The following is a 25,646-nucleotide window of genomic DNA, read 5'->3' on the forward strand; positions in this document are numbered from 1 at the left end:
GTCAGAAGGTGTAGCTGGCGAAGACCATGGCCCGGGCCTCGCAGATCTTCTGCCCGCCGCCGCAGCTCGATTTGCCGATGTTGGTGTCGAAGTAGCCCACGGTCAGCAGCACGCCGTAGAAGGGGCGCGACAACGTCACCGACCAGTTGTTGAAGTCCGGCAGGCCGAAGTTGCTGTTGCGGTCGATCCACTGCCGCCCGAAGCGCCCGGCCAGCGTCGCGTCGTAGGGCAGCTTCGCTTCCAGCCCGCCCTCGAGGTAGTAGCCGTTCTTCGAGTTCAGCTGGAAATCCGGCGAGTAGTAGAACGAGGCCAGCGCCTTGATCGGCTCCAGCTCGTAGGCGAGCTTGGCCGCCAGCTCGACGTAGTTCAGCCCGAGGCCGCCGCCGGTGCTCTTGTTGTAGCCCGGGTAGGTGTACCAGACGGCGCCCGTGTCCACCGACAACCCGCCGAAGGTCGTGCGCCAGCCGCCCAGCAGGTCGAGCTCCTGCCGCGCGTCCAGCCCCCGGAACGCCACGTTGGAGGCGAAGGCGCCGACGTAGAAGCCGCTGTCGTGCTGCACGTCCACGGTGCCCTGGATCGCCGGGCGGTCGCGCGTCTGGCTGACGCCGCGGAACAGGTAGTCGCTCGACAGCGTCGGGGTGAGGTTGATGGTCAGGCCGGGGTCTTCCAGCTTGATCTGGGCTTCTGCCTTTCCGGCAACGATGCTGCTCAACACAAGGGCGAACCCTGCCAGCAGCATGGTCAGTTCTTTGCGCATTCAGTTCGTTTCCCTGGGCGCACGACAGTGCGCCGCAGCAAACCTTCAGCAAGCAGCGTGCAGCCCTGGACTGGCCGGGGAGGCGCCGCGCGAAGTCCCTAACCTATGTTGCGGAATAGCCACAGCTGGCGCGTTCCCGCCGCGTGGCGGCGCGCGCAAGAAAAAAGCCCCAGGTTTCCCGTGGGGCTTGCTTCGCTTGAATGGTCGGAGCGAGAGGATTCGAACCTCCGGCCCCTGCGTCCCGAACACAGTGCTCTACCAGGCTGAGCTACGCTCCGACACAGCCGCAGTTCCCTGCGGTGGCGGCCTCATAGCGCCCTCCTGCCGTGCCGGCAAGGGCACCTGCGCAAACTCCGTGGCAACTTGCGCGCTGTCCGTGTCGCCGCGCTAAGCTCCAGGCGGCATCCACGGGGAAGCGAGTGCATGAGAACACGATGGTTGGCGACCGCGGCGGCGCTGGCACTGCTGGTGGGCCTGGGTGATGCCCTGGCCCAGGCAAGCGGCGGCGCTCCCGCCCCCGGCGACGCGATCGCCGCGCGCAAGACCGCGATGAAGACGATGCAGGGTGACATCGAGGCCATCAAGAAGATCCTCGACGCCGGCGGCAGCCCGTCCGAGGCGGCACCGCGAGCGGCCGAGATCCACCAGCAGCTCACCAACGTGCCCGCGCTCTTCCCGGCCGGTTCGGAACAGGGCGACACCAAGGCGCTGCCCGCGGTCTGGAGCGACCGCGCCGGCTTCGAGCGGGCCTCCGCCAATGCCCTGGCGGCGTCGGAGAAGCTCCAGGCCACCCTGGCCTCCGGCGATGCCGGCGCCAGCGCCACCGCCTTCCGGGAAATGGGCGCGGCCTGCGGCGGCTGCCACCGCAACTATCGCGGCCGCTGAGCCGGCCGGGCGTGGGCGCTCCGTGACGCGGGGCGCCCACGCTGCCGGCCGGACATCGCCCGGCCGAACACTGCTCAGCTGAACACCGCCCAACTGAACATCACCCTGCCGGGCACCGGGCGCGTCACCCCAGCCGGCTGACCCACCACACCAGCAGCGCCGCGCAAGCCAGCAGCGCGGCACCCAGCGCCGGGTGGCCGAGCCGGGGTGCCCGGGCCGCGAATCCGGCCGGCAGCCGCTTCACCCCGGTGACCATCGGCCGCACCAGATCCTGCCCCTTCAGCACGGCGTAGAGCACCACCACCAGCACGTGCAGCGCCGCCGCCCCCGCGATCACCCAGAACACCGTCCGGTGTATCGAATCCGCGAGATCGCTCGCATCCCCGCTGACGTGCGGCGCCAGCGGCCCGTGCGTCGTCACCTGGTCGTCCGACATCAGCCCGGTCACGGTCTGCACGATCAGCAGCCCCAACAGCACCAGCACCATCCAGCCGCCGGCGGCGTTGTGCCCGAGCTCCGTATCGGCTTCCCGCCGCGTCATGTGCCGCAGGTGCCCCAGCGCCTCGAGCGGCGAGCGCAGGAAGCGCGTGAAGCGCGCGGTGTCGGAGCCGACGAAGCCCCACACCACCCGGAAGATCACCAGCGTCAGGATGGTGAAGCCCGACAGCAGGTGCCAGTCCATGCGGTAGCTCCAGGCCGTCCACCAGGAAAACGGCACCAGCACCGCGATGGCCCAGTGCACGAGCCGGATCCATCCGTCCCAGACCCGCACGGGCACCTTCGCCTCCCGGCCGCCGGTCGCGGGGGAGGGACCCCCACCGGGGCTGCCCCTGTCAGCGTTATCCGTGTCAGCGGTGCCCCTTGCAGTGGCACTCCTGTCAGCGGCACCGGTACCCGGGCCGCCCGTGTCGGCGGCGCCCGTTCCCGGGTGTCCTGAGGCCTGGCTGCCCGGCGCCAGGCTGTCCGGGATCTGGGCGCTGGTGGTGCTGGATCGCGACATCGGCCGGTGGTTCCCCATGCCTCGGCGTGGCGGACGACGCGCCCGACGCCGCGCGCAATCTGCCGGGCGCCGGGCCCCGGGGGCAAGCGGCACGACGGGCCGGCGAGGGACCCCGGCCGCCGGCCGGCGGGGCGGACCTTGCGTGGCCGAAATGTGGACTTGCCGCCGGGGGCGGACGGGCTCTAGTGACGCGTCGCATGAACACTGCGACCCGCGCGTCCGTCCTGCTCGTGCCGCTCGTGCTGGCGGCGGGCGCGGCGTGGCTGCTGCGCGGCCCCGGCACCCCGTCGCAGGCCCCGGTGCCCGGCCTGCCGGGCACGACCGCGCCGGGGATGCCCCCGGCCGGCACGGCGCTGCCGGGATCGGCCTCGCCCGGTGCCGATACCGCCCGGGGCAACGCAACCGCCGGCGCCGCGCAGCCCGCCGCCGCCCGTGCCCCGCGCCTGCCGAGCTTCGACGTGGTCCGGCTCGGCGCGCGCGGCACGCTGGTGGTGGCCGGCCGCGCGGAAGCGGGCTCCGAGGTGGGCTTGCGCGAAGGCACGCGCGAGCTCGGCCGCAGCCGCGTGGATGCGCGCGGCGAATGGGTCATCCTGCCCGAGGCCGCGCTGGCGCCCGGCGCGCACGAGCTGTCCCTCCGCTCCACGCTGCCCGACGGGCGGGAGGTGGAGGGCGCCGACACGGTGCTGGTGCGCGTGCCCGACCCCGCGCCGGCGGTGGCCGGAACCGCGCCGCCGCCCGCGGGCACCGGCCCCGCCGAGGCGTCGCAGCCGCTGGTGCTGGTTCTGCCGCGCAACCCGGGTGCCGCGCCGCGCCTCCTCGGCAACAACACCGCGCCGGATGGGGCGCCACCGGGTGCCGTCCCACCGGGCGGAGCGGCGGGCGGTGCCGCGGCCGGCAACACGCCCACCGCGGGCGCCCGGACCCCGCTGGCGGTGGATGTTCTCGACTACGACGACAGCGGCACCATGCGCTTTTCCGGCGCCGCTCCGCCGGGCGCGCGCCTGCGCCTTTACGCCGACGACGTGCCGCTGGGCGAGGCGCAGGCCGACAGCACCGGCCGCTGGACCCTGTCGCCCAACCCCGCGCCGGCCGAGGGGCGCCACACCCTGCGCGTGGACCAGCTTGGCCGCAGCGGTGCCGTGGCGGCGCGCGTCGCCGTGCCGTTCCAGCGCGACCACCTGCCGCCCGGCGCGCTGCATGACGGGCAGGTGGTGGTGCAGCCCGGCAACAACCTTTGGCGCCTGGCCCGCGCGGCCTACGGCCAGGGCATCCGCTACACCGTGATCTTCGCCGCCAACCGGGCGCAGATCCGCGACCCGGGCCGGATCTACCCCGGTCAGGTGCTGGGCGTGCCCTCCAGCCCGGCGGCCGAGAGCCGGTCCAGGTAGGGATCGAGCGCCAGCGCGAAGCGCACCATCTCCGCGATCAGCCGGGTCGCGGTGGGCGCCTCCACCGCGCGCGCGGCATCCAGCCACAGCGCGTGCGAGGGCGACAGCGACAGCGTCCAGTCCGGCGGCAGGTCGCGCGGCAGGGCGTCGATCGCCCGGATCACCGCGCCGCGCCGCTCGGCGGCGGACACGGTGGAGGGGATCTCCCCCGCCCTGGCCGAAAGCTCCAGCCCCTTGGGCCCCAGCACCGCGGTGCAGTCGTGGCCGCGCCAGCGGAAGCGCAGCGCCGGGCGCTCCTGCGGCCGGTGCGGGCGCAGCCGGCCGCGCCGGTCCACCACGAAGCCGCCGATCTGCAGCGCGGGGTCCATCGGATCGCCCGCTGCCGCGTTCACACCGTGAATCGCCCCGGGAATCACCCCGGGGGACGCTCTGTTGTCCATCATGGCGGCAGGGTTGTCCGGGAAGGATGAACAGTGTGATAAGCGGACCATCATGTCCCTGATCCAAAGCGTGAAGATGGTGCTGGCGCCGCCGCACCCGGCCGGCAAGCCGTTCATCTATGTCGGCCTCGGCGTTGCCGTGCTGGGCGGGCTCTTCGTCAGCCAGTGGGTGGGCTGGATCGGCCTGATCTTCACCGCCTTCTGCCTGTACTTCTTCCGCGATCCGGAGCGCGTGCCGCCGCCGAGGCCGGGGCTGATGATCGCGCCCGCCGACGGCACGGTGGTCTCGGTGATGCCCGCCGTGCCGCCGCCGGACCTCAACCTGGGCGACACCCCGCGCTGGCGCGTCGCGATCTTCCTGTCGGTGCTCAACGTCCACGTGAACCGCTCGCCCGCCGACGGCGTGGTGACGCGCGTGGCCTATCGCCCGGGCAAGTTCCTCAACGCCAGCCTCGACAAGGCCAGCGACGACAACGAGCGCAACGCGCTCGCCATGCGGCTCGAGGACGGGCGGGAGATCGCGGTGGTGCAGATCGCCGGCCTGATCGCGCGCCGCATCCTGTGCGACGTGCGCGAAGGCTCGCGCCTCCATGCCGGCGACCGCTTCGGCATCATCCGCTTCGGCAGCCGCACCGACCTCTACCTGCCGGTCGGCGTGCAGCCGCTGGTGGCGGTGGGCCAGACCATGACCGGTGGTGAGACCGTGATTGCCGACCTGCGCCTCCCCGTGGCGGCCCCGGTGGCGGCGGGCGTCGATCCGGACGTGACCTCGGGCGTCGGGTGAGCCGCCGATGAGCAGCCCCCGGCGCCGCTTCCGAATCACCCCCCGCCGGCGCCCCCGGCTGCAGGGCTGGAGCTTCAACCAGCTCCTGCCCAACATCCTGACCATGATGGGGCTGTGCGCCGGCCTCACCGCGATCCGCCTGGCCTTCGAGGGCCGCTGGCGCACCGCGCTGGGGCTGATCGTGCTGGCGGGCTTCATCGACGGTATCGACGGGCGCCTGGCGCGCATGCTTAAGGCCACCAGCCGCTTCGGGGCGGAGTTCGACAGCCTGTCGGACTTCCTGTGCTTCGGCGTGGCGCCGGCGCTGATGCTCTACATGTGGTCGCTGAACGAGGCGCGCGGCCTGGGCTTCATCCCCTGCGTGCTGTTCGCCGTGTGCATGGCGCTGCGCCTCGCCCGCTTCAACGCGGCGATCGACGGCCCGGCGCCCACCGGCAAGGGCATGATCCCGCCGCCGCCCAAGCCCGCCTACGCGCAAAGCTTCTTCACCGGCGTCCCGGCCCCCTCGGGCGCGGGGCTCGCGCTGTTTCCGATCTTCGCCTCGCTGGCCTTCCAGGGCTGGGGCCTGAACGGCATGGCGGCCGCCTTCCGGCACCCGATCTTCGTGGCGCTGGTGCTGGTGGTGGTGGCGGGGCTGCTGGTCAGCACCATCCCGACCTGGAGCTTCAAGAACTTCAAGGTCCCGCGCGAGGCGGTGCTGCCGCTGATGCTGGGGGCCGCCGCCTACGTGGCGCTGCTGGTGACCGAGCCCTGGGCGGCGCTGGCGGTGATCGGGCTGATCTACGTGTCGATGCTGCCCTTCTCCTCGCGCTCCTACCTGCGGCTCCGGCGCGAGGCCGAGGCGCGGCTGGAGCCGGTGGAAGCGCCGAGCGACAAAACGGCCTGACCATGCGGGCCCCGGCCGAAGCACGACGTTCCGGCCGGCGCCCCGTGGCCCGCCGCGCGGCCGCCATGCCATGATCCTGCGGGGCCGCCGCGTCGTGCTGCGGCCCTGGCGCGCCGAGGATCGCGCGCCCTTCTTCGCGCTCAACAGCGAGCCGGCCGTGGGCCGCTACCTCCTGCCCATGACGCGGGCGCAGTCCGACGGCATGCTCGACCGCGCGGACGAACACTTCCGCGCGCACGGCTGGGGCTTCTGGGCGGTGGAGCACGGCGACACCGGCGCGCTGATCGGGCTGTGCGGGCTGTCGCAACTGCCCTGGAACGCCTTCTTCACGCCTGCGGTGGAGATCGGCTGGCGGCTGGGCACCTTCTGGCAGGGGCGGGGCCTGGCGCGGGAGGCGGCCACGCTGTCGCTCGAGGCGGGGTTCGGCCCCGCCGGGCTCGACCGGATCGTGGCCTTCACCGTGCCCGCCAACACCGCGTCCTGGGGGCTGATGGAGCGGCTGGGCATGTGGCGGATCGGCGAGTTCGACCATCCCCGCCTGCCGGAAGGCCACCCGCTGTCGCACCACTACGCCTACGAGATCACGGCCCGCCGCTACCGCGATCCGGATCGTCGAAGGGACTGACGCCCAGCGCCGCCAGCACCGTCCAGGCACTGGCCGCGAGGTGCCCGCGGCGCGGGTAGCGGAAGGGCACGTCGCCATTGAAGAAGCCGGTGGTCAGCCAGGGCCGGTCGGTGGCGAGAACCCAGCCCTCCGGCCCACGCGCCGCGAGGATGCCACCCAGCAACCGCCGCGCCAGCGCTTCCTCGCCCAGGCGGCGCAGCAGCAGCACCGCCTGCGCCGTGCCCTCGAACCAAGTGCCGTCGCGGTCGTCGTTGAAGTCGAGCCCCCGCAGCTCCGCCGCCGGTGCCCCGGCCGGCAGCCCGTGCCGCGCCAGCACCCAGCGCAGCGCCGGCCGGAAGGCGGGGTCGCCGGTCGCCAGGGGCGGCCAGAGATTGGCGTCCAGCGCGGAGTCGCGGTTCACCGCCCCTTCGGGCGTGAGGCCGGCGGCGAAGCGCTCCTCTTCCGGCAGCCACATGCTGCGCACGAAGCCCGCCGCCTTGCCCGCCGCCCCGGCCTGCCCCACCCGCCGGAAGGCGACGCTGAGGTCGAGGTTCTGCTCGGTGGAGATCCAGCGCTGCCGCTCCGGCGCCGGCTCGTGCCCCAGCGTGCCGCCGGTGAAGCCGCGCCCGCCCGCGCAGTCCCGCAGCACCCAGGCCGCCGCCCGTTCCGCCGCGGCGCGGTTGGCGCCGCCGCCCAACGCGGTCCAGAGCAGGATGGCGAAGGCCACCGGCCCCGTGGCGCTGCCAGCGGCGTAGCCATCCTCGATCCAGCGTCCCGCCGCCGGGTCCCACCAGCCGGGCGGCCGGGCGCTGCCCGGTGCCTCGGCGTGCTGCGGCCCGGCGGCGTAGGCATTGCGCAGCCGCCCGTCATGCCAGTAGCGGTCCTGGTCCTGCACCAGCCGCAGCCCCGCCGCGATCCATTCCGCCGCGTCGCGCCGGCCCAGCGCCAGCAGCGCCAGCCCGGCCAGGGCGTTGTCGTAGGTATAGGCGGTTTCCGCGTGGCTCCGGTCGAAGGTCTCCGTCCCCTCGATGCGATAGGAGCGCAGCAGCCCAGGTCCCCCCAGTGCCGCCGCGGCCGCGAGGATCGGCGCCGCCAGCACCGTCGCGGCGTCACGCCAGGGATCGGCCGCCCGCGCCCGGCCGATCGCCGACGCGGCGAGCACGGCCATCGCCAGGCCCCGACGGCCGAGCGGGAAAGCGGCATGCCCGGGGCGCACCCACGTCATCCGGGGCCGCTCCCGATGGTCCCCACGCCGATCCCGCCGCGGCCGGTTCCGTCACGAATGGTCAGCGCCAGTCCCCCATGCCCGCCCGCGTTCCGGCGCCGGGACATCGCGGCCGACGCGACCGTTGCACACCGCCGCCGCGCCCGGCGCGGAGTGCTTCGGAACCGATGCCGCCCGCCTGCCTGATGCCCTGCCCCTGGCCGCTCGCGGCCCGGCGGCGGCGCCACGGGCGGATCGTCGCACGGGTCTTGCCAGCGGAAAACAGCGGCACCGCCTCAGCCCGGCCGGCCGCCCCGCGCCCCGCCGCCGAAGCCTCCGGGCCCACCCGGTCCCCGGAAGCCGCCCGAACCGCCACCGCCCGGCCCCCGGAAGCGGTCCGGCCCGTCGCCGCCCGGGCCGCCGAAGCCGCCAGGGCCACCGGGTCGTCCGGGGCCCCCAGGCCCGTCCCAGCTGCCCCCTGGGCCACCCCTTGGGCCATCCCAGCCGCGCCCGCGCCAGCCCGGACCGTTCCAACCCGGACCGTTCCAGCCGGGCCCACGCCAAGCTGGGCCACGCCAGCCACGCCCGCCCCAGCCCGGGCCGTACCATCCCGGTCCCCAGTCCCAGTCGTACCAGCCACCGTAGAAGCCGAACCAGAAGGGCGAGGGCCAAGGCCCCGCGTAGTACCCGCCATAGGGATAGGCCGGGTAGGCCGTGGCGCTCACCGGCGCCGGCGCGACGACGTTGCCCCGCGCCGCCATGCACTGGAGGTAGGTCGCTTCCGATGTCTGCGGCACGGCTGCGGCGGCCGCCCCGGCATCGGGCGGCGGCGCAGCGTCCGGCGGCACCACGGTGCCCGGCGGCGCTGCGGCCTCCGGTGTCGCCCCGGCCTCCGGCGGCGTCGCGGCGGAAACGCCGGGCGTGGCGGCCAACTGCTGCCGGCAGGCCTGGTCATCCTCCGCGAGGGTCTGCGCCGTCTTGCCCGGCCCCGCATAGGCCACGAGGGGCGGCGGCGGCGGCGCTGGCGGCACGTAGCTCACGCAGCCCGCCAGCGACGTAAGGCCGAGCAGAAGGGCGCCATGGGCAAACCTCGCCGTGAACACCGGGAACCTGCCTTTCATCACCGTCCGTCCAGCGGGGGCGGATCGGGAAGAACAGGTGGTCGCACCGGTTGCGCCCGCCAACGGCACGGGCGCATAGCGGGCCAGCACGGCGAGGGGGCACGGTTACGCGCGACCCGGCGCGAAGGTCCGGAGTTCGGGAAGCCGTCCCGCGGCGTCGCCCGCGACGCGGCTTCGCCCCCGGGGCACCTTTTCCTCAGGCCCGGCCGGCGTCAGGGTGCGTGCCGGACCCCCTTGCCTCCGGGCCGCCCCGCCGGGCGTTCCGGAGGCAGCCACCCCGGCGCTTCCCGCAGGATCTTCCCGCGGGGCATTGTCACGCAGTTTCCTCGCGGGAGATCGACCATGGACCCCCTTCGTCAACAGTTCCGCGATGCCATGGCCCGCCTGGGCGCGGCGGCCAACATCATCACCACCGCCGGGCCCGCCGGCCGCGCCGGCTTCACCGCCAGCGCCGTGTGCAGCGTCACCGACAACCCGGCCACGATCCTGGTCTGCGTGAACCGCTCCTCCTCCTCCTATCCCTTCGTCACCGCCAACGGCGTGATGTGCGTGAACATCCTGGCCGATCACCACCGCCCGGTGTCCGACAGCTTCTCGGGCTTCACCGGCAGTTCCGGGGAAGCGCGCTTCAACGCCGGGCAGTGGACGGTGCTCTCCACCGGCGCGCCGGTGCTGGAAGGGGCGGCCGCCTCGGTGGACTGCGTGATCGAGGACATCGTGGAAAAGGGCACCCACAGCGTGCTGTTCGGCAGCGTGCGCGCCATCGCGCTGGGGCAGGCGGAATCGGCGCTGATCTGGTGGTCGCGCGACTACCACGTCATCGGTCAGCCGCTGGGCTGAACCCGGGCTGAACCCGCCTTGGGCTAACCCCTTGCGCTCACCTCTGGACTGAACCGTGCGCCGGGCTGAGCTGCCGGGCGGGGCCACCGGGCTCGCGAGGCCGACCGCAAAGGCCCGGAAACACCAGGGGGCCAGCCGGGCCGGGGCATCGCCCTCAGCGGGACGGAAGCAACCCCTGGAATCGCAGAAGGCCCCCGGGTTTCCCCGGAGGCCTTCCCATTGCGCGCGCCGGTGAACCGGTGCGCCTGAAACTCAGAATCCCGCCTCGACGGTGGCGACGGCAGTGATCTGGTCCAGGGCCTCGGCGGCCGGCTTGATGCAATGAGACACTGGATCACCTCCTTTCGGTTGTTGCTGACAGACCCCGATGTGGCGACGCCGGGACGCCGCCACAAGGGGTAAAGGGCGCCTTACATCTGCGCGTAGCTGCCGTCGTTCTTCCAAACGTAGAAGACGTAGTCCGCGACCGTCGGGTCGCCCTTCTTGTCGAAGCTCGTCTCGCCCAGCACCGAGGTCCAGGGACCGCTGGCCTTCAGCGCCGCGGCGACCTTCTGCGGATCGGTGCTGCCTGCCTTCTTCACGGCATCCGCCCAGATCTGGATCGCGCCGTAGGTGTAGAGGGTGTAGCCCTCGGGATCGATGTTGCGCGCCTTGAAGCGCGCCACCACCGGCGCCGCCGTGGGCCGGGTGCGCAGGTCGGGCGCGAAGGTCATCAGCGTGCCCTCGCCGGCAGCGCCCGTGATCTGCCAGAACTCGTTGGTCACCAGCGCGTCGCCGCCGATCAGGGTCACCTTCATGCCCTGTTCCTTGGCCTGCCGCAGGATGAGGCCCGCCTCCGTGTGGTAGCCGCCGATGTAGATCACGGCGATGTTGGCGGCCTTGAGGCGCGACACGATGGCGCTGTAGTCGCGCTCGCCCGGCGTGTAGGCGGCGTAGAGGGCTTCCGTGACGCCGTTGCCGTTGAGCGACTTCTTGGTCTCGTCCGCCAGGCCCTTCCCGTAGGCCGAGTTGTCATGAAGGATCGCGACCGGCTGGCCCTTGTAGGTCGTGGCGATGTACTTGCCGGCCACCGCGCCCTGCTGGTCGTCGCGCCCGCACACCCGGAACGTGTTCCACGACCCGTTGTCCGTATAGACCGGGTTGGTGGAGGCCGGGCTGATCTGCAGCACGCCCTCCTCGGCATACACCTTGTTCGCCGGGATCGAGGAGCCGGAGCAGAAATGCCCCGCCACCAGCTTCACCTGACGGCTGGCGAGCTGGTTGGCCACCGACACCGCCTGGCGTGGGTCGCAGGCGTCGTCGCCCTGCTCGAGCGTGAGCTGCTGCCCCATCACGCCGCCCGCGCCGTTGAGGTCGGTCACCGCCTGCTCGGCGCCGTTCTTCATCTGCGCGCCGAAGGCGGCGTACTGGCCGGTCATCGGCCCCGCCACCGCGATTCGCAGCGGCCCACCCTGCGCGCGGGCGCCGCGCGAACCCAGCAGCACGGGCGCGGCCAGGGGAAGAGCGAGGCCGGCGCCCAGCAGGCTGCGGCGGTTCACGGTGGACATCGGGAGGCTCCCTCGGTTTGCTGCGGAAACCGTAGAGCGGGAGATGCCGCGCCGCCAAGCGTCCAACCCGGGCGATCGGCGGGTGCCGGGGCCGTGGGAGCCCCGCGGCTGATGGTTCCGCGGGCGGGCTGCCCGTTCCGGGGTCGCCGCGCGCCGGCGGCGGGCCGGCGGCCACTGGCACGGCGCCGTTCGGGGCCGCGCGGAACCCCCGTCAGTCGAGGCGCGTGATCCAGCCCTCGGTGCCCGGTGCGGCGGCAGGAAACTCCGTCAGCAGGCGCGGGTCGTGCCCGGGGATCACGGCGGCCGGATCATCGCCGGCGTGCCGCAGCGCCGTCTCGAAGGCGTCCAGCGCGTCGCCGACGTGGAACAGCGCGGGGAAGGGCACCCGGCGCTCGAGGTTCTCGCGCCGGAACACCGCGTCGCCTGCCATGCAGAGCCGCCCCCGCCGCGTCGGCACGGTGACCGCCTGCAGCCCGTCGGTATGGCCGCCGAGGTGGAAACCCTCGATCCCACCCGGCCCCGCCCAGTCCCCGTCATGCAGCACGAGGCGCCCGGCATGCAGCAGCGGCACCATCGCCGCGACCTCACCCGGCTCAAAGCCCGCCCGCAGCAGCGGATGGCGCATCGCAGGCCCGGCGGCGTAGTCGAGCTCCCGCCGCTGGAGGTGGAAGCGGGCGCGGGGAAACAGCCCGGTGTTGCCGGCGTGGTCCCAATGGAGGTGGGTCTGTACCACCTCCGTCACCGCCTCGGGCGCGAGGCCCAGCGCCGCGAGCGCTTCCGCCACGCCGCCGCGCACGGGCTTGTTCAGCCGCGCCAGCACCGCCGCGTCGGCGCCGGTGTCCAGCATCACCAGCCGTTCGCCCGAGCGCAGCAGAAAGGCGAAGTAGGCGCCCGGCATCGGCGCATCACCGCCGAACCCATCGAGGAAGCAGCGCGACGACACCCGCCCCGGATCCGCCGCGTAGCCGATCGCGAAGACCTCCCAGCTCACGCGCGCGACCCCATCAGGCTTAAGCCCCCATCCACCGTGACGGTGGTGCCGGTGACGTAGGCCGAGAGATCGCTCGCCAGGAACAGGATCGCCCCCGCCACGTCGCCCGGCTGGCCGAGCCGGTTCGCCGGGATCAGCGACAGCTTCGTCGCCACCCAGTCGGCGTCATCGTGCCGGGCGCGGTTGATGTCGGTCAGGATGGTGCCGGGCGCCACGGCGTTCACGGTGATGCCGTCGGCCGCCAGCTCCAGCGCCAGCTGCCGCACCAGGCCCCCGGTCGCGGCCTTGCTGGTGCCGTAGGCCACGAGCCCGGGATTGGGCATCCACTGGTTCACCGAGGACACCAGCACGATCCGCCCGCCCGCGCCGCCTGCGCGCATCAGCGCCGCCGCTTCCCGCGCCAGCGCGAAGGGGGCGGCGAGGTTCACCGCCTGCACCCTGGCGAACTCTTCCTCGGTGGTCTCGCTCAGCGGCTTGCGCAGCAGCATCGCCGCATTGCCCACCAGGATGTCGAGCCCGCCCAGCGCCACCGCGGCATCGCGCACCAGCGCCGCCGCGGCACCCGGCACGGCGAAATCCGCCTGCAGCGCCACGCCGCCGCAGCGCTCCGCCAGCGCCGCCGCCGCCTCGGGTTGGTCGAGGTGGTGCACCGCGACCCGCGCGCCGGCGCGTGCCAGGGCGAGCGCCGCGGCGCGGCCGATCCCGTCGCTGCCCGCCCCCGTCACCAGCGCGCGCCTGCCGGCGAGCCCCAGACCCGCCAGCCCCGGATCGCCCGTCATAACAACCCCCCGCCGTCCGGCCCCGTTGCGGCGCCACGCCGCCTCAGCCGCCGAGATAGGCCTCGCGCACCTCCGGCCGCGCCAGCAGCGCCGCGCCGGTGTCCTCCATGGTGATGCGCCCGTTCACCAGCACGTAGCCGCGCGAGGCCAGCCGCAGCGCCTGGTTGGCGTTCTGCTCCACCAGCAGCACCGTCAGCCCTTCCTCACGGTTCAGGCGGCGGATCGCGTCGAAGATGCCGCGCACGATCAGCGGCGCCAGCCCCAGCGAGGGCTCGTCGAGCAGCAGCAGCTTCGGCCGCGACATCAGCGCCCGGGCGATCGCCAGCATCTGCTGTTCCCCGCCCGAGAGCGTGCCGCCGCGCTGCGCCTCGCGCTCCTTGAGGCGCGGAAACAGCGCGAAGGCCCGCTCCAGGTCCGGCGCCGGGTCGTGCGCGAACTGCTGCGCGCCCATCAGCAGGTTTTCCCGCACGCTCATGCGCGGAAAGATCCGGCGTCCTTCGGGCGACTGCGCGATGCCCAGCCGCGCGACCTCGTGCGTCGGCAGCGCCGTGATCGGGCGTCCCTCGAAGGTGATGGTGCCGGCGCGCGGGCGCGGGGCGCCGCAGATCGTCATCAGCAGCGTGGACTTGCCCGCGCCGTTGGCCCCGATCAGCGCCACGATCTCGCCCCGGTCCACGTGGACCGACACGTCGCGCAGCGCCTCGACCGCGCCGTAGGAGGCGGAAACGCCCCGCAGCTCCAGCAGGCTCCCACCGGATCGGCCGTCGATCCGCGCTTCGGCGGCGCCGGCGGGGTTGCGGGGGAGGGTTCCGGCCTGGCTCACGACACCGCCTCCTCGTCCTCGCCCAGGTAGGCGGCGATCACGGCGCGGTCCTGCCGCACGCGGGCGGGCAGGTCGTCGGCGATCAGCACCCCATGGTCGAGCACCACCACGCGGTCGGAAATTCCCATCACCACGCCCATGTCGTGCTCGATCAACAAGACCGAGGTCCCGGTATCGCGGATGCGGCGGATCAGCGCCGACAGCTCCTCGCTCTCACGAGGATTAAGGCCCGCCGCCGGCTCGTCGAGGCAGAGCAGCGCGGGCTCGGTGCACATGGCGCGCGCGATCTCCAGCCGCCGCTGGTCGCCGTAGGGCAGGGCGCCCGCCGGGTCGTCGGCGCGCGCCAGCAGCCGCGTCTCGTTCAGCCAGTGCGTCGCGCGCTCGATCGCGGCGCGCTCGGCGCGCGGGTAGCGCGACAGGCCCAGCACCGCGCCGATGCCCCAGCCCGTGGCCGCCATCAGCGTGTTGTGCTGCGCGACGAGCAGGTTCTCCAGCACCGTCATGCCGGCGAACAGCCGGATGTTCTGAAAGGTCCGCGCCACGCCGGCGCGCGCGATGCGGTGGCCCGACAGCCGGTGCAGCTCCACCACGCCGGTCGCCGCATGGAGGCGGATCGTGCCGGCGGTCGGTCGGTAGAAGCCAGTGATGCAGTTGAAGCAGGTGGTCTTGCCGGCACCGTTGGGGCCGATCACCGCGGTGATCTCGCCCCGCGCGGCGCGGAAGCCCACCTCGTTCACCGCAGTCAGCCCGCCGAAGCGCATGGTCAGGCCATCGACTTCCAGGATCGGCGCGGCCCCGGTGCCCGCCACGCGTCCAGCCGGGCCGCTGCCCGTCGTACCCGTAGGCTGCGTGGTTCCGGCCATGCTCTGCACCATCGGCCGGCCATCCGGACCGGCCATGCTCTGCGTCATCTCCGGCGCCATCAGCCGTGCCCCTGGCCGACGAGGTCGCCCGAGATGGCGCGCCGCTTGCCCAGCGACACCGAGGGCGTGCGGGTGGAAACGATGCCGCGCGGACGCCACACCATGATCACCACCATGGCGGCACCGAACACCAGCATCCGCCATTCCTGCAGGTCGCGGAACACCTCGAAGCCGCCGATCATCACCAGCGCCGCGATGGCGACGCCCAGCTGCGATCCGAGGCCGCCCAGCACCACGATCGCCAGGATGATGGCGCTCTCGATGAAGGTGAAGGACTCCGGGCTGATGAAGGCCTGCCGGGTCGCGAAGAAGGCGCCGGCGAAGCCGCCGAACATGGCGCCCAGAGCGAAGGCCGTCAGCTTGGTGACCGTGATGTTGATGCCCAGCGCGCGGGCCGCGATCTCGTCCTCGCGCAGCGCCTCCCAGGCGCGGCCCAGCGGCTGGCGCCGCAGCCGCAGCGTCACCCAGTTGGTCAGCAGCGCCATGGCGAGGATCAGGTAATACAGGAAGATCACCCGGTGGATGGGTGAGGGCGTCAGCCCGAAGAAGCCGGCAAAGGTGCCAGGCCCGCCGCTCATGGAGAAGTCGAGCCCGAAGAGCCCCGGGCGCGGGATGCCAGAAATGCCGTTGGGCCCGTTGGTCAGCGACACCCAGTTGATCAGCACCACCCGGATGATCTCGCCGAAGGCCAGCGTCACGATCGCCAGGTAGTCGCCGCGCAGCCGCAGCACCGGAAAGCCCAGCAGCACGCCCCAGAAAGCGGCCATGATCCCCGCCAGCGGCAGGCAGACCCAGAAGCTCAGCCCGAAATACTGCGCCAGCAGCGCGTAGGTATAAGCGCCCACCGCGTAGAAGGCGACGTAGCCGAGGTCGAGCAACCCCGCGAGCCCCACCACGATGTTGAGCCCCCAGCCCAGCATCACGTAGGTCAGCACCAGCACCGCGAGGTCGAGCTCGTAGCGGCCGATGCCGGGGATGAAGGGCATCACCAGCGCCAGCCCCAGCAGCACCGGCGCCACCACGCGCGACACCCAGGACGGCAGCTTGGGCGACCAGGATCGCGCGGCGCGCGGATGCCGGCGGTTCCACAGGCCCATCGCGGTGCGGCCGAGGAAGGCCAGCGCCACCAGGATCGCGACGTCGCCCCAGCGGCTGCGCAGGATCAGCCCGGTCTCGCCCACGTCGGTGCGCAGCCCCACCAGCGGCACGAAAAGGCCCGCCGCCACCAGCGCCGCCATCACGCCTTCGCGCAGCGCGCCGCCGAAATCGACCGGGCCGCGCGGGGTGGGCGGTGTGAAACCCGGCTCGGGCCGCGGAATGCCGCCGGCCTCGCCGGGCAGGGGAACGCCGTCGTCGAGGTGCCCGGTTCCGCCGGGCCGTCCGGCGCCCTCGGCACTGTTCAGGCTGGCCGCCCCGCCGGGGGAGGCATCCTCCGTGCCGCTCATACCTTCTCGATCTCCTGCCGGCCGAGCAGGCCGGTGGGCAGGAACAGCAGCGTCAGCGCCAGGATCGAGAAGGCCGCGACGTCCTTGTACTGCACCGAGAAGTAGGCGCTCCAGAAGGTCTCGATCAGCCCGATCAGCAACCCGCCCAGCACCGCGCCGGGCAACGATCCGATGCCGCCCAGCACCGCGGCGGTGAAGGCTTTCACCCCCGCCAGGAAGCCGATGTAGAAGTCGATCACGCCGTAGCGCACGAGGTAGAGGCCGCCCGCCACCGCCGCCAGCGCCGCCCCCAGCACGAAGGCCAGCGAGATGGTGCGGTCGGTGTTGACGCCCAGCAGCGCGGCCATCTTGCGGTCCTGCTCCACCGCCCGCATCGCGCGGCCGAGCCGGGTCCGCGTCACCAGCACGGTGAACACCGCCAGCACCAGGAGCGTGATCACCAGGATCGCCAGCTGGATCCAGCTCAGCTGCACCGCGAAGCCGTCCTGTTCCATCAGGGTGATGCCGCCGCGCACGATGGGCTCGATCGGCTTGACCCGCGCGCCTTGGCTGACCTGCACGAAGTTCTGCAGCAGGATCGACATGCCGATGGCGCTGATCAGCGGCGCCAGCCGGAAGGAACCGCGCAAGGGACGGTAGGCCACGCGTTCCACCGTCCAGCCGTAGAGCGCGGTGATCGCCATGGAAAAGACCAGCGCCGCCAGGATCGCCATGGCGCCCGTGGCCATGCTGCCGCCGCCGAGCAGCAGCAGCCCGATCAGCATGGAAAAGGCGCCGATCATGAAGATGTCGCCATGAGCGAAGTTGATCATGCCCACGATGCCGTAAACCATCGTGTAGCCGACGGCGATCAACCCGTAGATCATCCCCAGCGAGATGCCGTTGATGAGCTGCTGCAGCGCATAGGCCAAGCGGCGATCCTTTTCCTGCGTCATCGGTGTGTCACAGGAAAGGCTACGCCGGGAAGCGCCGCGCTGTCATCGCCGGACGGGGCGCTTTGTTCCGAACCGCTCCGCCGCGCCCCGGCCGACGACGGACCCTGCGGTCCCGCGCCGCGCGGCTCCGCGAGGTGCGGGAACCGCGTCGGGGTGGATCAGTCCTCGGGCTTCATCACCGCGACGGGCGAGCGGCCATGCGCCGGGCGGGCCGGGCCGGTGCCGTGAAACGCCGCGACCCGCCGGCTGGGCGAGGGCACGAGGCGCAGGCGGCGCTGCGCCGGGCGGGCCGGTGCGGCGGCCAGGGTCTCGGCCGGGGCGCAGACGGTCAGCGCCAGCGACAGCGCGTCGAACGCCATGCCGGAGCGGCCGTCGAAGACCCGGGCGGAGCCGCCCTCCACCGGGGTCGGGGCCACGGCCTCCGGTGCCCCGTCGGTCAGGCGGCGCAGCGGCTGGCCCGGCGTCATCAGGTGGCACACGGCGCCGGCGGGGCGGACGGGGCGGGCGCCCGGCGGCACCAGCGCGATGCGGATTTCACGGTTCGGCTCGATCAGGGTGCAGCACAGGCGCTCGGCCTCGATGCCGCTCTCGTTCTCGGCGGGCTGTTCCGCCGTGGTGCCGATCCAGCGGCCGTAGGGCAGCGCGGCCAGGGCACGCTCCGGCCCCGACACCAGCATAACCGTGCCGGACGCGATAAGGGCGGCCGCTTCCGCCGCCGTGACGATCAGGTTCCGCATGGCACCGCCTCCCGAGCCGCTGTTTACGGGAGCTTCATGCACGCCGGATGGTTAACGGCCGGTTACGACGCGCACCCCCTCGGGTCTCATCCGCGTGAGGACGGCGGATCGTGCCGCCGACCGTGGCGTTGCGCCGCTGCGCCCAGCGCGATGGCTCCGGTCCCGGGCCTCAGTCCCGCGGCGCGGCGGCGCGGCGGAGGCGGTCGTTGACCGCGGCGCCGAGTCCCCGCTCCGGCACCGGCATCGCGGCGATGCGGCGCAGGCCCAGCCGGCGGCCCTCGCTGTCTAGGTGGCGCAGCCCGGAAAACAGGCGCGAGGCCGCCTCGGTGGTGTCGCCCGCTTCCGACAGGTTCCAGCAGGCCCCGGCGCCGGCGAGCGGCGGGCCGAAGGCCAGCAGCGCCTCGTCCGCCGCCACCGACACGGCGTCCAGCCGTACCGGCAGCGTGGGCGCGTAGTGCGACAGCAGCATCCCCGGCGAGGGCAGCGGCGCCCCTCCGGACGGTGCGGCGTGCCCCGTGCCCGGCGGGTGGGCGAGCGGCCCGATCTCGCGCTCGATCGCCTCGGCCGCGACGCCGCCCGGGCGCAGCAGCACCGCCACGGGGCCGCTGAGGTCCAGCACCGTGCTTTCCACCCCGACCGCGCAGGCGCCGCCGTCGATCACCGCGTCCACCCGCCCATCCAGCCCTTCGAGCACGTGCGCCGCCGTGGTGGGCGACACCGCGCCGGAACGGTTGGCCGAGGGGGCCGCCACCGGCCCGTCCACCGCGCGCAGCAGCCGCTGCGCCAGCGGGTGCGACGGCACGCGCACCGCGACCGTGTCGGCGCCGGCGGTGGTCAGCGGGTCTATCCGCGAGGCGGCATGACGCGGCAGCACCAGCGTCAGCGGCCCGGGCCAGAAGCGGGCCGCCAGTTGCCGGGCACGCCCGTCCGCCACGACCTCGCGGAAGGCGGCCTCGGCCGCGTGGAAATGCGCGATCAGCGGGTTGAAGGACGGCCGGCCCTTGGCCGCGAAGACGGCGGCTACCGCCGCGCCGTCGCGGGCATCGGCGCCCAGCCCGTAGACGGTCTCGGTGGGAAAGGCGACGAGGCGCCCGGCCCGCAGCAGCGCCGCCGCCCGCTCCACCGCCTCGGCCGGCAGCCGCTCGGTCGCGCGCGCCTTCATCGCGCCGCCGGCGTCCCGGCGCCGCGCGGACGGGCCGCGATCCCGGCCGGGCGGGCGTGCCGCTCCGTCGCCGTCACGGGGCGTCGCCGCCCCGGCCCCAGGCCGTGAAGCCGCCGTTCTCGAACTCCGGCTTGCCGTAGCGAAGCGGCGCGCCCGTCCGCTCGTCCAGCACCCGGCCGCCGGCGGCCTCCAGCAGCGCCTGCGGGGCCGCCGTGTCCCATTCCATGGTGCGCCCGAAGCGCGGGTAAAGGTCGGCCGCCCCTTCGGCCAGGCGGCAGAACTTCACCGCCGAGCCGCAGTTCACGACGTCGGCCACCCGGCGCCCGGCCAGGAAGCTGCCTAGCCGCGGGTCGCCCCGGTAGTGCTGGCTGAACATCACGGTGATGCCTTCCGCCGGCGGGGTGCGCGCGGCGATGGCGCGGCGCCCGGCCGCGTCCTGCTTCCAGGCGACGCCCGGGCCGCCCTCCGCCCCGACGATGCCCGCGAAGAGCTCGCCCGTGGCGGGCAGCGCCACCACGCCCAGCCGGGGGCGGTCGCCTTCCACCAGCCCGATGCACACGGCGTAGCTGTCGGTGCCGGCGGCGAATTCGCGCGTGCCGTCGAGCGGGTCCACCAGCCAGTAGCGATGCGCCAGCGTCGGGACGTGGCCGCCGCAGACCTCTTCCTCCGCCACCACCGGGATCTCCGGCGTGGCGGCGCGCAGCCCTTCCAGGATGATCGCCTCGGCCGCGTGGTCGGCCTCCGTGACCGGCGAGCGGTCGCTCTTGCGCTCCACCTGGAAGCCCGCGTCGCGCACCGCGAGGATCGCGGCCGATGCCAGGGTGGCGAGCCGCGCCGCCAGTTCCAGCAGCTCCTCGTCCGTGTGGGTCTGTGCCGTGCCTGCTGCGATGTTCATGGGTTGGAGATAGCGTCGCACACCCGCCGGCACCACCGCGCCGCGATGCCAGCAGGGGCGCGTGGCGGCGATTTCACCCTTCCGCACGGTTGCCTGGCATGACCGCCCGTCACGCTGGCCGGTCTTGGTTGACCGTCACGGTGGCTTGGCACGATGACCTGTCACGATGGCCCGGCGCCACGGCCCAGCGCGACCGGCCGCCACACCGCCCCGGCGTCACAGGCCGGGCCCGCGATCCTCAGCCCGCCTTGCGCTCCCACCCGCGCGCGGTCTGCTGCCAATAGGCCAGCGCGTGCCCGGCGGCCTTGGCGCGGCGCCAGCGCTCCCGCGCGGCGGCGGTGGCCTCGGCGTCGTTGCCGTCGAACAGGTCCAGCACCCGGTCGAACCGGTCGAGGCGCCCGCTCTCGGCCCCGTCCACCAGGAACAGGAAGCGGGCGCCGTTGGGTGCCTCGTCCTCCGTGGTCAGCCAGATCGGCTGCATCTCCGCACGTCCCGTGGCGGGGCTGCCATGGGGCAGCCAGTCCGGATCGGTGCTCAGCCACAGCGAGGCGTCCAGCGCCGCCAGCCGCTCCGCTCCGCCGCACAGCACCACGGCGCGCCCGCCGCTCTCCAGCACGCGGCCCAGCAGCCGCGGCAGCGCCTGATCCAGCGGCGTGCGGGTCAGATGGTAGAAGCCGACCTCAGCCACGGCGCCGCCGCGGCTCGAACCGGTCGCGCACGAGGCGGTCCAGCAGCCGCACCCCGAAGCCGGTGGGACCCTTCGGCCCCGCCGGCGCATCCTCCTCCCGCGTTTCGACGCCGGCGATGTCGAGATGCGCCCAGGGCGTGTTCCCCACGAATTCCCGCAGAAAGGCCGCGGCGTGCGAGGCATCGGGCGTGAAGCGGTCCAGCCAGCGCGTCGCCTGCCCGCCCGGCCGGCACTGCAGCAGGTCGGCGATGTCGCTGCGCAGGTCCTCGCGGTGGCGCGTGCCGATCGGCATGGGCCAGGCGGGCTGCGCCGTGGCCTCGCCAGCCCGCAGCACCGCGTCGCGCAAGCCGTCGTCGTTGCCGAACAGCCCGGCGCGGTGATGGCCCAGCGCCACCACGACGGAGCCGGTCAGCGTCGCGAGGTCGATCACCGCCCCCGCCCGCAGCACCGCGCAGGCGTGGTGCAGCGCGTCGGCCAGCACCATGCGCCCCTCGGCATCGGTGTCCACGACCTCCACCGTCCGGCCGGAGCCCGTGCGCACCACGTCGCCCGGGCGGTAGGACCCGCTGCCCGTGGCGTTCTCGGCGATCGCCAGCACCGCCGCTGCCGGAGCACGGCTGCCGCGCAGCGCCAGCGCCATCATCGCCCCCGCCGCCGCGGCGGCCCCGGCCATGTCGGCGCGCATCTCCTCCATGCCGGCGGCCGGCTTGATCGAGATGCCCCCGGTGTCGAAGGTGATGCCCTTGCCCACGAAGACCACCGGCGCCACGGCCTCGCCGTCGCGCCCGCGATCGCCCGGCCAGCGGATCACCACCAGGCGCGGGGACTCCGCCGCGCCCCCGCCCACCGCCAGGATCGCGCCGTAGCCCTGCCGCGCCAGCTCCTTGCGGCGCAGCACCTCGACCTCCAGCCCGTACTGGGTGAGGTCTTCCAGCGCCGCGGTGAAGCCCTTGGGGCCGAGGTGGTTGCCGGGCTCGGCCACCCAGTCGCGCGCCCGCAGCGTGGCGCGGATCGCCGGTTCCTCCGCCTCCCAGCGGTGCAGCGCCAGGGCCGGGTCGTCCACCAGGATGTCGAGGTGCTCGGGAAACCGCGCCTCGTCCTCGTCCGGCCGGCGGTGTCGGCCGAAGCGCCAGGCGCGCAGCGCGGCCCCGGCGGCCAGCGCAGCCGCCTCCTCCGGCGCGGCGCGGCGCGCGTCGATCACGGCATGGGTCGCACGGCCGCAGCTCAGCACCGCCGCGGCCCCGGCCTCCTCCCAGGCGCCGAGGTCGCCGGCATCGCCCAGCCCCAGCAGCACGGGCGCCGGTGCCGCCAGCGCCGCCACCTCGCCGCGCCCGGCACGGAAGCCGGCGAAGCGCGCCGCCGTTTCATGCGAATGGGCCGCGCCGGGCCGCAGGGGCAGCAGGCGGCGGACCTCGCCGTCACCTCCCCCCGAGACCTCCCGCACGAAGCGGAGCGCGATCACCTCAGCGCTTGCGCGGGCGTCGGCCGCCCTTGGGCGCGGCCACCGGCTCGGCGGCCGCGGCGGGCTCGGGGGCGGCAACCACCGGGGCGGGCTCGCCTTCGCTCAGCATCGCGGCGGAGGAACCGCTGCCGGTCACGGCGGCCTCCACCTGCTCGGCGGGCACCGGCGCGGGCAGGGCGGCAAGGTTCTCGTAGTGCTCGGCCACGAAGCGGTCGAGCAGCCGCACGCCCCAGGCCGTGGCGCCCTTGGGGGCCACCGGTTGGTCCTTGGTGCTCCAGGCCACGCCCGCGATGTCGAGGTGGACCCAGGGGCAGCCGTCCACGAAGCGCTGGATGAACTGCGCCGCGGTGATGGAGCCGCCCGGCCGCCCGCCGACATTCTTCATGTCGGCGATGTCGGAGCGGATCTGCCGGTCGTAGGCATCGCCCAGCGGCATCCGCCACACCAGCTCACCGGTGCTCTTGCCGACCCCGCTCAGCCGCTCCGCCAGGCCGTCGTCGTTGGAGAACATCCCCGCGTGCTCGTGGCCCAGGCCGATGATGATGGCGCCCGTCAGCGTGGCCAGGTCGATCATGAAGGCCGGGTCGAAACGCTTCTTGGCGTACCAGAGCACGTCGGCCAGCACGAGGCGCCCTTCCGCGTCGGTGTTGATCACCTCGATCGTCTGCCCGGAGGCCGAGGTCACCACGTCGCCCGGCCGCTGCGCGGTACCCGACGGCATGTTCTCCACCAGCCCCACGAGGCCCACCGCGTCCACCTTGGCCTTGCGGCCCGCCAGCGCCGCCATCAGCCCCGCCACCGCGCCGGCGCCGGCCATGTCCCACTTCATGTCCTCCATGCCGCCGGCGGGCTTGATGGAGATGCCGCCGGTGTCGAAGGTCACGCCCTTGCCCACGAAGCACAGCGGCTTCGTGGGCCTCTTGGTGCCGGTGCCGTTCCAGCGCATCACCACCATGCGCGGCTCCCGCTCGGAGCCCTGCGCCACGCCGAGCAGCGCACCGAAGCCCAGCTTGCGCATGTCCTTCGGGCCCAGCACCTCGACGTCGAGGCCGAGCTTTTCCAGCTTCTCCAGCCGGTCAGCGAATTCCTCGGGATACAGGATGTTGGCCGGTTCGCTGACGAGATCACGGGCCAGGAACACGCCATCCGCCACCGCCCGGCGCTCGGGCCAGGCATCCCGCGCGGCCGCCGGGTCGTCGCACAGCACCTTGAGCGCCGCCATGCGCGGCTTGTCCTCGGGCTTCTCGGTGGTGCGGTAGCGGTCGAAGCGATACAGCCGCAGCACCGCCCCCAGCGCCGCGTCCGCCGCCGCCGCGGCCGCCGCATCCGCCGTGCGCCCGGCCCAGCCGCCCACCGCCCGCGCGTCGATCGCCGCGGTGCCCTCGCCGGCCAGCGCCACCGCCGCGGTGCCACCGGCCGCCTCCACCGTGGCGGCGTCGAGCTCGGCGCGCTTGCCCACGCCCACCAGCACCAGCCGGTTCAGCCCGCCGCCCGGCGCCAGCAGCACCGCGGTCTGGTTGCGCCGCGCCTTGAACTCGGCCGCCGCGATGCCGCGCGCGATGATGCCGCCCAGCGACTGGTCCCAGCTGTGCCAGGCGCCCCCGCCCAGGTCGTCCTCGGTCAGCAGGATGGCGAGGCCACCGCCTGCGGGAAGAACGGGCTTGGCGAAGGCGATGTCGAGCATGGTCGGGCGGCCTCACGAGAAACGATGACACGATAGATAGCACCGCCCCGCGCGGCGCATACCCCGCCGCGCCCGGCCCGGCACCCATCCGGTGCGACAAGGTTTCGCGGCCACCCCGCCCAGGCGGATGCGGGCGGGCGGATGCGGGCAGGCGGATGAAGGCGGGCGGCGGCCTGCGGGCGGGAGCGGGTGTGAGCAGGCGGCGCGCGGGCAGGAGCGTGGACGGTCGCGCAGGAACTGTCGCGCAGGAACGGGCGCGCCCTCACGGCGTGCGAACAGGGAGCCCGCAAACAGGGGCGCGTGCATAACGCGGCGTGCGTGCGGGAACCGGCAGGTGGCGCCGGCCGGCGGGCAGGGCGCGCCGGCGGAAACGCGCCGCCCGCTCAGCCGGGCCGGAACGCGAAGCGCAGCCCGCGCCGCAGCGCCACCGGGATCACGCTGCCGTGGTTCTGGCCGGGAAAGATGTGGAACCGCATCCGCGGCCCCCGCTCGCCCAGCACGCCGAGGCGGTCCGACAGGGCGCGCGCCCGCTCCACCTGCTGCGCCACCCGCGCGAGGTCGCTGTCGCCGCCCGCCGAACCGGGACGGCCGCCTTCCAGCTCGCCCACCGTCACCAGCAGCTCCAGCGCGCCGGCATCGGGCGGCGGGCTGGCGGCGAAGCGCTCCTCCGCCCGCAGCACCGCGCCGTTGCCGTACCAGATCGAGGGGCTGGCCGCGACGGTGCGGTGGAAGCTGCCGGGGCGGGTGAACAGCGCGTAGAGCGCGAAGAGCCCGCCGTAGGAATGGCCGTAGAGCGCCTGCCGCCGGCGGTCGACCGGAAAGGCGGCTTCCACGCGCGGCTTCAGCTCCCGCTCGATGAAGTCGAGGAAGCCTTCGGCGCCGCCTTCCTCCGCCGGCCCGCCCTCGCTCGGCGGGGTGTAGTCGTATTCCCGCCGCGACTCGCCGGCGTAGCCGATCGCCACCACCAGCCCTGGCACCACCGGCTCCACCCCGTCGCGTGGCACCTCTCCTCCCGGCGGGGTCGCCGATGCCTCGTCCGGCCCGTTCTCGGCCCGGGTGCTGCCGGTGCGGGTGCTGCCGGTGCGGGTGTTGCCGGTCTGGGTGTCGCCGGCCTGGGTGTCGCCAGCCCGGGCATCGCCAGCCCGAGCGCTGCCAGCCGGAACCTCGCCGGCCGGGACGTTGCCTGCCGGAGCGTGCCCAGCCTGAGCGTCCCCAGCCTGAGCACCCCTGGCCTGGGTGCCCCCGGCCGCCGCCTCGTCGCGGGCGCCGTCGTCGCGCAGCGCCGCCTCCACCAGCCCGAACTGCGCTTCCCCGTCGAGCATGTAGAAGACCGGGTAGCCCTCGGCCGGCGGCGGCGCGGCCGGGACCCGCAGGAAGATCCGGTAGGGCCGCGCCGCATCGCCCCCGGCCAGCACGTCCCACACGAGGTCGCGCGCTGCCGTCCCGGCGGCAAGGCCCGGGCGGAAGGGCAGGGCGGTGACCCCGGCGACGGAGCCGGCAAGCAAGAGGCGGCGATGCATCCCAGAACTCCTGTTCCGCGGCGGGGCAGCCCCGGCGGTGCCCCGTGCCCCGTCATATGGAGGCGTGCCGGGAGCTGATAATCCCGGACCCGGCGGGCTCTCGTCCGCACGGACGGCCGGCAGCGCGGCGGCCAGCCGATTCGTCG

Annotated in this window: 25 protein-coding genes and 1 tRNA gene; 6 read left to right on the plus strand and 20 right to left on the minus strand. The window is 73.9% G+C overall.

The window, feature by feature from the left end; all coding sequences use genetic code 11:
* Position 1: 1 nt before the first annotated feature.
* Positions 2-757 (minus strand): TorF family putative porin, encoded by a 756-nt coding sequence (locus tag ACFFGY_RS10830; protein ID WP_377044503.1) that lies wholly within the window; start codon positions 755-757, stop codon positions 2-4.
* A gap of 201 nt (positions 758-958) precedes the next feature.
* Positions 959-1,035, minus strand: a tRNA-Pro gene (locus ACFFGY_RS10835).
* A gap of 145 nt (positions 1,036-1,180) precedes the next feature.
* On the opposite strand from ACFFGY_RS10835, the gene ACFFGY_RS10840 reads away from it, so the two are divergent.
* The gene (locus ACFFGY_RS10840; RefSeq protein ID WP_377044504.1) at positions 1,181-1,642 is read left to right on the plus strand and encodes a c-type cytochrome; all 462 of its coding nucleotides are present in this window, start codon (positions 1,181-1,183) and stop codon (positions 1,640-1,642) included.
* 124 nt (positions 1,643-1,766) lie between these two features.
* On the opposite strand, the gene ACFFGY_RS10845 is transcribed toward ACFFGY_RS10840, so the two are convergent.
* Positions 1,767-2,420, minus strand: coding sequence for a cytochrome b/b6 domain-containing protein (locus ACFFGY_RS10845; protein WP_377044505.1), 654 nt, complete (start codon positions 2,418-2,420; stop codon positions 1,767-1,769).
* Positions 2,421-2,839: 419 nt separating this feature from the next.
* Between ACFFGY_RS10845 and ACFFGY_RS10850 the strand changes: the two genes are divergently transcribed.
* The gene (locus ACFFGY_RS10850) at positions 2,840-4,030 is read left to right on the plus strand and encodes a LysM peptidoglycan-binding domain-containing protein (protein ID WP_377044506.1); all 1,191 of its coding nucleotides are present in this window, start codon (positions 2,840-2,842) and stop codon (positions 4,028-4,030) included.
* Here the strand turns inward: ACFFGY_RS10850 and ACFFGY_RS10855 are convergent.
* The gene (locus ACFFGY_RS10855; protein ID WP_377044507.1) at positions 3,979-4,398 is read right to left on the minus strand and encodes a hypothetical protein; all 420 of its coding nucleotides are present in this window, start codon (positions 4,396-4,398) and stop codon (positions 3,979-3,981) included. The two genes, ACFFGY_RS10850 and ACFFGY_RS10855, sit on opposite strands and share 52 nt — an antisense overlap.
* A 124-nt stretch (positions 4,399-4,522) precedes the next feature.
* Between ACFFGY_RS10855 and ACFFGY_RS10860 the strand changes: the two genes are divergently transcribed.
* From ACFFGY_RS10860 to ACFFGY_RS10870, 3 genes are all read left to right on the plus strand, one after another.
* Entirely contained in the window at positions 4,523-5,254 is a 732-nt protein-coding gene (locus ACFFGY_RS10860; protein WP_377044508.1) for a phosphatidylserine decarboxylase, read from the plus strand.
* A 7-nt stretch (positions 5,255-5,261) separates the two neighbouring features.
* Positions 5,262-6,140 (plus strand): CDP-alcohol phosphatidyltransferase family protein, encoded by an 879-nt coding sequence (locus ACFFGY_RS10865; protein ID WP_377044509.1) that lies wholly within the window; start codon positions 5,262-5,264, stop codon positions 6,138-6,140.
* Between the two features lie 70 nt (positions 6,141-6,210).
* The gene (locus tag ACFFGY_RS10870; protein WP_377044510.1) at positions 6,211-6,765 is read left to right on the plus strand and encodes a GNAT family N-acetyltransferase; all 555 of its coding nucleotides are present in this window, start codon (positions 6,211-6,213) and stop codon (positions 6,763-6,765) included.
* Here ACFFGY_RS10870 and ACFFGY_RS10875 read toward each other — a convergent pair.
* The gene (locus ACFFGY_RS10875) at positions 6,722-7,969 is read right to left on the minus strand and encodes a hypothetical protein (RefSeq protein WP_377044511.1); all 1,248 of its coding nucleotides are present in this window, start codon (positions 7,967-7,969) and stop codon (positions 6,722-6,724) included. The two genes, ACFFGY_RS10870 and ACFFGY_RS10875, sit on opposite strands and share 44 nt — an antisense overlap.
* Positions 7,970-8,244: 275 nt before the next feature.
* Positions 8,245-9,069 carry a hypothetical protein gene (locus tag ACFFGY_RS10880; protein ID WP_377044512.1) on the minus strand — a complete coding sequence of 275 codons (825 nt, stop codon included), beginning with the start codon at positions 9,067-9,069 and terminating at the stop codon, positions 8,245-8,247.
* A 342-nt stretch (positions 9,070-9,411) separates the two neighbouring features.
* Between ACFFGY_RS10880 and ACFFGY_RS10885 the strand changes: the two genes are divergently transcribed.
* Positions 9,412-9,909, plus strand: a complete 498-nt coding sequence (locus tag ACFFGY_RS10885) for a flavin reductase (RefSeq protein WP_377044513.1) — start codon at positions 9,412-9,414, stop codon at positions 9,907-9,909.
* Positions 9,910-10,319: 410 nt separating this feature from the next.
* Here ACFFGY_RS10885 and ACFFGY_RS10890 read toward each other — a convergent pair whose 3' ends face one another.
* The 14 genes from ACFFGY_RS10890 to ACFFGY_RS10955 all read right to left on the minus strand — a co-directional run bounded on the left by ACFFGY_RS10890 (position 10,320) and on the right by ACFFGY_RS10955 (position 25,500).
* Positions 10,320-11,456: a branched-chain amino acid ABC transporter substrate-binding protein gene (locus ACFFGY_RS10890; protein WP_377044514.1), complete on the minus strand. Its 1,137-nt coding sequence runs from the start codon at positions 11,454-11,456 to the stop codon at positions 10,320-10,322.
* A 211-nt stretch (positions 11,457-11,667) separates the two neighbouring features.
* Entirely contained in the window at positions 11,668-12,447 is a 780-nt protein-coding gene (locus tag ACFFGY_RS10895) for an N-acyl homoserine lactonase family protein (protein ID WP_377044515.1), read from the minus strand.
* Positions 12,444-13,226, minus strand: coding sequence for an SDR family NAD(P)-dependent oxidoreductase (locus ACFFGY_RS10900; protein ID WP_377044516.1), 783 nt, complete (start codon positions 13,224-13,226; stop codon positions 12,444-12,446). The genes ACFFGY_RS10895 and ACFFGY_RS10900 overlap by 4 nt, the downstream gene beginning before the upstream one ends.
* Positions 13,227-13,269: 43 nt before the next feature.
* Positions 13,270-13,971: an ABC transporter ATP-binding protein gene (locus ACFFGY_RS10905; RefSeq protein WP_377044616.1), complete on the minus strand. Its 702-nt coding sequence runs from the start codon at positions 13,969-13,971 to the stop codon at positions 13,270-13,272.
* Positions 13,972-14,045: 74 nt separating this feature from the next.
* On the minus strand, positions 14,046-14,960 hold the full coding sequence (locus tag ACFFGY_RS10910) for an ABC transporter ATP-binding protein (protein WP_456316159.1): 915 nt from the start codon (positions 14,958-14,960) through the stop codon (positions 14,046-14,048).
* A gap of 11 nt (positions 14,961-14,971) precedes the next feature.
* Positions 14,972-16,417 (minus strand): high-affinity branched-chain amino acid ABC transporter permease LivM, encoded by a 1,446-nt coding sequence (livM, locus tag ACFFGY_RS10915; protein ID WP_377044517.1) that lies wholly within the window; start codon positions 16,415-16,417, stop codon positions 14,972-14,974.
* On the minus strand, positions 16,414-17,328 hold the full coding sequence (locus ACFFGY_RS10920) for an ABC transporter permease subunit (RefSeq protein WP_377044518.1): 915 nt from the start codon (positions 17,326-17,328) through the stop codon (positions 16,414-16,416). Before ACFFGY_RS10920 ends, livM begins: the two co-directional genes overlap by 4 nt.
* Positions 17,329-17,510: 182 nt before the next feature.
* On the minus strand, positions 17,511-18,089 hold the full coding sequence (locus ACFFGY_RS10925; protein ID WP_377044519.1) for a DUF6976 family protein: 579 nt from the start codon (positions 18,087-18,089) through the stop codon (positions 17,511-17,513).
* Between the two features lie 169 nt (positions 18,090-18,258).
* On the minus strand, positions 18,259-19,251 hold the full coding sequence (locus ACFFGY_RS10930) for an L-threonylcarbamoyladenylate synthase (protein WP_377044520.1): 993 nt from the start codon (positions 19,249-19,251) through the stop codon (positions 18,259-18,261).
* 73 nt (positions 19,252-19,324) lie between these two features.
* A complete protein-coding gene (locus ACFFGY_RS10935) occupies positions 19,325-20,146 on the minus strand; it encodes a 3'(2'),5'-bisphosphate nucleotidase CysQ family protein (protein WP_377044521.1) in 822 nt (273 codons plus the stop codon).
* Positions 20,147-20,384: 238 nt separating this feature from the next.
* Positions 20,385-20,834, minus strand: coding sequence for a DNA polymerase III subunit chi (locus tag ACFFGY_RS10940; RefSeq protein WP_377044522.1), 450 nt, complete (start codon positions 20,832-20,834; stop codon positions 20,385-20,387).
* Complete coding sequence (locus ACFFGY_RS10945; protein ID WP_377044523.1) at positions 20,827-22,296, minus strand: leucyl aminopeptidase family protein; 1,470 nt, start codon at positions 22,294-22,296, stop codon at positions 20,827-20,829. Before ACFFGY_RS10945 ends, ACFFGY_RS10940 begins: the two co-directional genes overlap by 8 nt.
* A 1-nt stretch (position 22,297) precedes the next feature.
* Positions 22,298-23,980: a leucyl aminopeptidase gene (locus ACFFGY_RS10950; RefSeq protein ID WP_377044524.1), complete on the minus strand. Its 1,683-nt coding sequence runs from the start codon at positions 23,978-23,980 to the stop codon at positions 22,298-22,300.
* Between the two features lie 383 nt (positions 23,981-24,363).
* Positions 24,364-25,500, minus strand: coding sequence for an alpha/beta hydrolase (locus ACFFGY_RS10955; protein ID WP_377044525.1), 1,137 nt, complete (start codon positions 25,498-25,500; stop codon positions 24,364-24,366).
* Positions 25,501-25,646: the final 146 nt, after the last annotated feature.

This window comes from Roseomonas elaeocarpi, from assembly GCF_042433915.1.
Lineage (GTDB): Bacteria > Pseudomonadota > Alphaproteobacteria > Acetobacterales > Acetobacteraceae > Roseomonas > Roseomonas elaeocarpi.

Coding starts and splice junctions, on each gene's coding strand:
- ACFFGY_RS10830 (WP_377044503.1), bottom strand. CDS start 757: ATGCGCAAAGAACTGACCATGCTGCTGGCAGGGTTCGCCCTTGTGTTG.
- ACFFGY_RS10935 (WP_377044521.1), bottom strand. CDS start 20,146: ATGAACATCGCAGCAGGCACGGCACAGACCCACACGGACGAGGAGCTG.
- ACFFGY_RS10885 (WP_377044513.1), top strand. CDS start 9,412: ATGGACCCCCTTCGTCAACAGTTCCGCGATGCCATGGCCCGCCTGGGC.
- ACFFGY_RS10910 (WP_456316159.1), bottom strand. CDS start 14,960: ATGACGCAGAGCATGGCCGGTCCGGATGGCCGGCCGATGGTGCAGAGC.
- ACFFGY_RS10925 (WP_377044519.1), bottom strand. CDS start 18,089: ATGCGGAACCTGATCGTCACGGCGGCGGAAGCGGCCGCCCTTATCGCG.
- ACFFGY_RS10850 (WP_377044506.1), top strand. CDS start 2,840: ATGAACACTGCGACCCGCGCGTCCGTCCTGCTCGTGCCGCTCGTGCTG.
- ACFFGY_RS10900 (WP_377044516.1), bottom strand. CDS start 13,226: ATGACGGGCGATCCGGGGCTGGCGGGTCTGGGGCTCGCCGGCAGGCGC.
- ACFFGY_RS10880 (WP_377044512.1), bottom strand. CDS start 9,069: ATGAAAGGCAGGTTCCCGGTGTTCACGGCGAGGTTTGCCCATGGCGCC.
- ACFFGY_RS10855 (WP_377044507.1), bottom strand. CDS start 4,398: ATGGACCCCGCGCTGCAGATCGGCGGCTTCGTGGTGGACCGGCGCGGC.
- livM (WP_377044517.1), bottom strand. CDS start 16,417: ATGAGCGGCACGGAGGATGCCTCCCCCGGCGGGGCGGCCAGCCTGAAC.
- ACFFGY_RS10930 (WP_377044520.1), bottom strand. CDS start 19,251: ATGAAGGCGCGCGCGACCGAGCGGCTGCCGGCCGAGGCGGTGGAGCGG.
- ACFFGY_RS10860 (WP_377044508.1), top strand. CDS start 4,523: ATGTCCCTGATCCAAAGCGTGAAGATGGTGCTGGCGCCGCCGCACCCG.
- ACFFGY_RS10875 (WP_377044511.1), bottom strand. CDS start 7,969: ATGACGTGGGTGCGCCCCGGGCATGCCGCTTTCCCGCTCGGCCGTCGG.
- ACFFGY_RS10840 (WP_377044504.1), top strand. CDS start 1,181: ATGAGAACACGATGGTTGGCGACCGCGGCGGCGCTGGCACTGCTGGTG.
- ACFFGY_RS10955 (WP_377044525.1), bottom strand. CDS start 25,500: ATGCATCGCCGCCTCTTGCTTGCCGGCTCCGTCGCCGGGGTCACCGCC.
- ACFFGY_RS10950 (WP_377044524.1), bottom strand. CDS start 23,980: ATGCTCGACATCGCCTTCGCCAAGCCCGTTCTTCCCGCAGGCGGTGGC.
- ACFFGY_RS10870 (WP_377044510.1), top strand. CDS start 6,211: ATGATCCTGCGGGGCCGCCGCGTCGTGCTGCGGCCCTGGCGCGCCGAG.
- ACFFGY_RS10890 (WP_377044514.1), bottom strand. CDS start 11,456: ATGTCCACCGTGAACCGCCGCAGCCTGCTGGGCGCCGGCCTCGCTCTT.
- ACFFGY_RS10865 (WP_377044509.1), top strand. CDS start 5,262: ATGAGCAGCCCCCGGCGCCGCTTCCGAATCACCCCCCGCCGGCGCCCC.